Here is a 5,676-nt window from a genome sequence, read left to right on the forward strand (position 1 = left end):
TGGCTATCACTCAGTTGACAGAGTAGTAATTTCATTAACTTAGTAGCCCATTTCTGATGAGTGAATTATCAGAAGTGGGTATACTGATGTTTCTAAATCAGTCGTGAGTGATCCCCTTGCATACCTCTTCATTCCACCAACCCTCTTCGGGTACCTTGCCAACAAGTGCTCGTGTTGCCATGTTCAATATTTCCATGTCTGACCCGGTTCAAGGGGAAATATTGCGGCAGCTGAAGCAGCCTAATCATGAGCGTTTCGCCAAACTTGCCGCTATTATCCAGCATGTCGCCCCTGATGTGTTGATGTTGTGTGAATTCGACCATCCCGGAGAGGGAGGGGATGACGGTGCACTCGAGCACTTTTGCCTGCAATACTTGGCTGTTCCTCAGCATGGTCAGAATGCGGTGTCTTACCCATACCGCTATTGCCCGCCTTCGAATACCGGGATGGCAATGGTCAATGACCTTGATGGCGACGGAAAGATCACCTTGCCCAATGATGCCCAAGGCTTCGGCGAGCATCATGGTCATTTTAGTTTTGTCATCTTGTCACGTTTCCCCATTGTCGATAAAGAGATAAAAAGTTGGCAATCTTTGTTATGGCGAGATTTACCGGGCCATCAGATGCCGGAAGGTTATTACTCCGAAGAAGCCAGTGCTGAACTTCGTTTGTCTTCGAAAAACCATGTCGTTGTTCCGGTAGAGGTCGATGGCCAGCACCTTCATTTGGTATGTTGCCACCCAACGCCCCCCGTATTTGATGGGCATGAAAAGCGCAATGCCCGCCGCAACCACGACGAATTGGTCTTGCTGAAAAACATCCTTGAGGATGCCGACTACCTTGTTGATGACAAGGGCGAAGCGGGTGGACTCAAGCCAGATAGCCGCTTTGTCGTATTGGGTGATCTCAATGCCGATATGGCTGATGGCGATGGCATCAAAACAGCGATCCGTGATCTGCTGTTGCATCCGAAAGTCCATCGCACGGTGTCTTCAGGGCGAATGACTCCCAAGAGTTTGGGAGGGCGTTTCCTCAGGCCATGGCAGCAACGCCGGGGACGGCCAAGTGAATGGACGCACATATCGGGATTGCGGCTTGATTATGTTCTGCCGTCAGCCAACTTGGACATCCTGCAAAGTGGGGTGTTTTGGCCTGACAAGAAAGATCCACTTCGGCACTTGATCACCGATGAACGAGGAAGGGAGCGACCTCAAGCGGGCTCTGATCACCGCTTGGTATGGGTAGATATCGCGCTGAAATAAAGAGCTTTATAAGCACGCTACGAGTGGTTTTATGGTGTTTCCTGACCTAGGCTTTTGAATATAACAAAGTTACTGCATTTGGGTATTAACCTTGATTCGACAGGGAGGGGCACCATGCCAGATTCGCTCAAGCCGCTTGGCGGCGAAGGTTTACGCGGACAAACTGCTGGCAGCACGGCACTGTGTACAGTGGGAAAAACCGGTACTGGCTTAACCTATCGTGGTTACGACATTTCCGATTTGGCGCAGCATGCTGAGTTTGAAGAGGTGGCTTATCTGCTGCTCAAAGGCAAACTACCAACCCGAGCTGAACTAGCCGCCTACAAAACCAAGTTGATTTCCTACCGGGGCCTCCCCCTTGCGCTTAAGTTGGTGTTGGAGCAGATCCCAGCCGATGCACATCCGATGGATGTGATGCGTACAGGGTGCTCGATGTTGGGTAACCTCGAACAAGAGCATGGTTTTAGCGAAGAGTACGACAAAGCAGACCGGCTACTGGCTCTGCTGCCCGCCATTATTTGTTACTGGTACCGATATAGTCATCATGGGGTAAAGATAGAAACCTATTGCGACCAAGACAGTATTGCCGGGTATTTTTTGAAAATGCTAACCGGTGAAACGCCACCTGATATGCATAAGCAAGTCATGCATTGCTCGCTTATTTTATATGCCGAGCATGAATTTAATGCTTCGACATTTGCCGCTAGGGTGTGTGCGTCGACCCTGTCTGATATCTATTCCTGTGTCTGTGCGGCGATTGGTACCTTGAGAGGGCCATTGCATGGCGGTGCGAATGAGGCGGCCATGGATATGATTGAGCAATGGCAATCGGCGGATGAGGCAGAATCGGGCATTATGAAGATGCTTGAGGATAAAGAAAAAATTATGGGTTTCGGCCATGCTATCTACCGCGAATCTGATCCCCGTAATGCCTTGATTAAAGTCTGGTCTGAAAAACTCGCGAAAGATGCCAGCGATCCTGTACTTTATGATATTTCTGTCAGGGTAGAAGCTGTGATGAAACGCGAGAAGAACTTGTTCTGCAATGCAGACTTCTTCCACGCCTCGGCTTATCATTTTATGGGAATACCGACCAAACTGTTTACCCCGATTTTTGTGATGAGTCGCGTCACGGGTTGGGCAGCCCATGTGTTCGAGCAGCGCGATCACAATCGCATCATCCGGCCCAGCGCAGACTATATTGGCCCAGAACATCAAGAATGGATCCCTATCGATGAGCGTCATTAGTTCAAGTGCAGCCAACCATGGTTATTGGCAAAGCTTGCCTCAGGGGCGGGTATTTTGGCACCCGCATTTCCTCGAATCTTCATTGGCTGACAAGTGTTACCAGCGGCTTGAAGATGAGCTCAATTGGCAACAGAAAAAGATCGTTATTTTCGGCAAAGAAGTGTGGCAGCCAAGGTTACAGGCGTGGTGTGGCGAGGCGGTATACACCTACTCAGGGTTGACCATGCAGCCAGACCCGTGGACGCCGACCCTGCAGGTTATTCGCCAGCAGCTGAATGAGCTATTGGGGGTGAATTTCAATTCTGTATTGGCAAACCTTTACCGTAACGGCAAAGATTCAATGGGCTGGCATCAGGACAACGAACCCGAACTGGGCGAGCAGCCCGTTATCGCCTCAGTCAGCCTTGGCGCTACGCGGCGGTTTGTATTGCGGCATAAACAAAGTAAGGAAAAACAAGAGTATCAGCTTAATCATGGTTCACTCTTGGTGATGGCAGGGGATCTGCAAACCTATTGGCAACATGCGGTACCGAAAACCCAGCGAGTTGATACGCCGCGTATCAACCTGACCTTCCGTGAAATTATAGGATGAGGGGGAGGCATTGATGTCTTTGATACTCTAATTCCCCTAACGGGAGGTCTTTTTTGCTATTGTTATCTCGATCACATCTACGAGCACAAATTTACAGTTTTCTGACGTAATAGATAGAAGGCTTTGCTAGCGTCTTGGCTAAATGTTTAGCGGAATGAGCAGGGAGTCTTCAATGGGACGGGGAAGCAACAAATTACAGAAGGTATTTCATCGGAGAATCTTGCCTTCGTTGGTGGTCGGTGCAATGGTTTCCTCGTCGGTGGCCTTGGCTGATGTCCAGTCAGCGGCCGAGCAAGGCCTGCCCCTGAATGCCGGCCCAACGTCAGCTGAAGAGCAAGCCAGTTTTGAGCAAGATGCGGACCGTATCCGCCAGAGTTATGAAAGCCAGCTTTTTACCCTTCCTGCTTTCAAAATGGGCCACTATGGCCTGCGAATGTACCGCCAAACCCAAGACCCTAAATACCAAGCAGCAATATGGTCAGACATGGCCCGTGTTGCCAGCCGTTTGAATTACTTTGCCACCGAAGTTAATACGCCTGAACAAATTGCCGAGTATTCTGCACAGCGTCTCGCTCGCTACGAGATAAAAGATGATGTACGAAGTGATTTGCGTTACGAAGCAACCAAAGACCAGCCAGAGTATTATTACCTTGGTGTTGACCTGTTAGGTTCGATGGCACGTGCCAACGAGTATGGCCTGAAGCACCGCGAGGATGCGAAATTGCGAGAAGTGATCCGCCGGTATGACTTCGAAAAGTATGCGACCGATCCTGAAATGATCAGGGCGTGGGCGGCTCAACTGGCCAATCAGGTTTATTGGTTACGTCAGTTAGGCGAACAGGATGTCGTCGAGGAGTTTACTTCGGCATTCAAAGCGACATACCCAGACAGCCAAGATGCACAGTTGACCGATCAGCAGTTCATGAACAAGGTGTACGGCCTGACCCACATAATCTTTGCCGATACTGGCTACTACCAGCATCCGGTCAAAGAGTCGGATCACCAATGGATCTTCGACTACTACCGCGCGAATATCGATACCATTATCGCTCGTTCTAAAGAAGATGTGATTGCGGAAGTGGGGATCAACTTCTTGCTGGCAGGTTTGGAGAATGATCCTGTGGTCGAGAAGACCCGCAAGGCGATACAGCGCTCCCTTAACCGCCAGGCAGGGATTATACCTGCAGTCAATGGCAGCACCGACCTGCTAGATGGCGAGCACCGCAATGTCCTCGCTATCATGCTGCTGGATTGGCAAGGTGCCCATGCAGTGCCAACCATTCAGAAACAGCCGGAAATATTCACCGGCAAGCCCTATGGGTTGATGACGAAGTAGTCATTAAGGTTGGTTGGAGTAAACAAGGCTCGAAAATATGAGCCTTGTTTATTTCGACTGATGAGCTCTAAAATCGCCAATCGCCAATCGCCAATCGCCAATCGCCAATCGCCAATCGCCAATCGCCAATCGCCCCTCACTTAATAATGATACTTACCGCTGATGCTATTTACATCAAAGGTTTGAACTTTCATCGAGGGTGACCAGTAAACAGCATTCCAACCGGCTTTGAGCTTCAGTTGTCGGATAAAATCTTCTGGCTTGGGCAGCTTTTCCCACACTTGCGGTAGGAAGAGTGCCTGCTGGTGGTTGTCCGAGAGGATGAGGCCCACTTTGTTGTTTGTTAGGTAGTCGATGAGGGCTTGCTCGGAGTCGACATCGAGATCTTCCGGCTGGGTCAGAACCGACACTTCGACCACTAAACCATCGAGTTGTTCTTCGACTAGCGGCATGAAACGGCGATCCTGATAAGCGCTAGCACGGGCCTTATTATGGACCTCCATGACCAGTGGGGAGTGGGCCACGGTTGTCCCTAGGCAACCTTGCAGTTCGCCATCAACCGTTAGGGTAACAAAGCAAGCTCCAGGTTGGAGTAGTTTCTTGCCGTATAAATCAAGTCGGGGAGGCTGGGGAAGATCATCTGCGAAATGGCCGCGAATGGCATCGCGGGCCACATCCAAAAGTTGGGTTAGCTCACCTTTATTGAGGTTCTGAAACGAGATAGCTGACATATCCTACGACTCTCTCCTTATCTCCGACGTCAGTGTCGCCGGAATTTATTAATGTTCTACGTGTGAGTGTGTATCCCCTTTGTTTGGCTAGTAGTAGTAATGTATTGATACCGGTTGAACCACATGCCTGTTCCGGAACGAGGGAAGGCTGGTAGTTATCGATCATGCTGCAGGTTTGGCTATCAATACGCTGGGCTTCCGAATAGGAGTGGAAATGGCTCAGATCACTACTGACAACAAGCAAGCAGTCGTCATCTTGCCATAGGGCATCAATAAGCTTGGCGGCATGCGCCGGATTTACATTACTGGTCAAGAGCGGTAACAGGGTGAAGTCATCTAAACATGACTGCAGGAAAGGCAATTGCACTTCGAGGCTGTGCTCTAGGGCATGAACCTGATCCGATACTTCAATATCATCTATTTCCTTTAGCTTTTCAACAAATTGTGTGTCAATTTTGATTTTACCTAACGGGGTTTCGAAATAGTCTGCAGCGGGGATGGCACAGC

At 49.8% G+C, this 5,676-nt stretch carries 6 protein-coding genes; 4 read left to right on the plus strand and 2 right to left on the minus strand.

The window, feature by feature from the left end; all coding sequences use genetic code 11:
- Nucleotides 1–116: 116 nt before the first annotated feature.
- The 4 genes from BIZ37_RS29150 to BIZ37_RS29165 all read left to right on the plus strand — a co-directional run bounded on the left by BIZ37_RS29150 (nt 117) and on the right by BIZ37_RS29165 (nt 4,438).
- On the plus strand, nt 117–1,262 hold the full coding sequence (locus BIZ37_RS29150; RefSeq protein ID WP_370578005.1) for an endonuclease/exonuclease/phosphatase family protein: 1,146 nt from the start codon (nt 117–119) through the stop codon (nt 1,260–1,262).
- Nucleotides 1,263–1,376: 114 nt separating this feature from the next.
- Nucleotides 1,377–2,510 carry a 2-methylcitrate synthase gene (prpC, locus tag BIZ37_RS29155; protein ID WP_187464517.1) on the plus strand — a complete coding sequence of 378 codons (1,134 nt, stop codon included), beginning with the start codon at nt 1,377–1,379 and terminating at the stop codon, nt 2,508–2,510.
- Entirely contained in the window at nt 2,497–3,102 is a 606-nt protein-coding gene (locus BIZ37_RS29160; RefSeq protein WP_187464518.1) for an alpha-ketoglutarate-dependent dioxygenase AlkB, read from the plus strand. The genes prpC and BIZ37_RS29160 overlap by 14 nt, the downstream gene beginning before the upstream one ends.
- Before the next feature lie 244 nt (nt 3,103–3,346).
- Nucleotides 3,347–4,438: a DUF3541 domain-containing protein gene (locus BIZ37_RS29165; protein WP_187464522.1), complete on the plus strand. Its 1,092-nt coding sequence runs from the start codon at nt 3,347–3,349 to the stop codon at nt 4,436–4,438.
- Nucleotides 4,439–4,578: 140 nt separating this feature from the next.
- On the opposite strand, the gene amrA is transcribed toward BIZ37_RS29165, so the two are convergent.
- Nucleotides 4,579–5,169, minus strand: a complete 591-nt coding sequence (gene amrA, locus BIZ37_RS29170) for an AmmeMemoRadiSam system protein A (RefSeq protein WP_187464519.1) — start codon at nt 5,167–5,169, stop codon at nt 4,579–4,581.
- On the minus strand, nt 5,138–5,676 hold a 539-nt coding region (gene amrB / locus BIZ37_RS29175; protein ID WP_187464520.1), incomplete at its 5' end, for an AmmeMemoRadiSam system protein B. The genes amrB and amrA, both read right to left, overlap by 32 nt.

Origin of the sequence: Photobacterium sp. BZF1 (genome assembly GCF_014349205.1) — a bacterium.
Classification (GTDB): Bacteria; Pseudomonadota; Gammaproteobacteria; order Enterobacterales; family Vibrionaceae; genus Photobacterium.

Coding starts and splice junctions, on each gene's coding strand:
- prpC (WP_187464517.1), top strand. CDS start 1,377: ATGCCAGATTCGCTCAAGCCGCTTGGCGGCGAAGGTTTACGCGGACAA.
- BIZ37_RS29160 (WP_187464518.1), top strand. CDS start 2,497: ATGAGCGTCATTAGTTCAAGTGCAGCCAACCATGGTTATTGGCAAAGC.
- BIZ37_RS29165 (WP_187464522.1), top strand. CDS start 3,347: ATGGTTTCCTCGTCGGTGGCCTTGGCTGATGTCCAGTCAGCGGCCGAG.
- amrA (WP_187464519.1), bottom strand. CDS start 5,169: ATGTCAGCTATCTCGTTTCAGAACCTCAATAAAGGTGAGCTAACCCAA.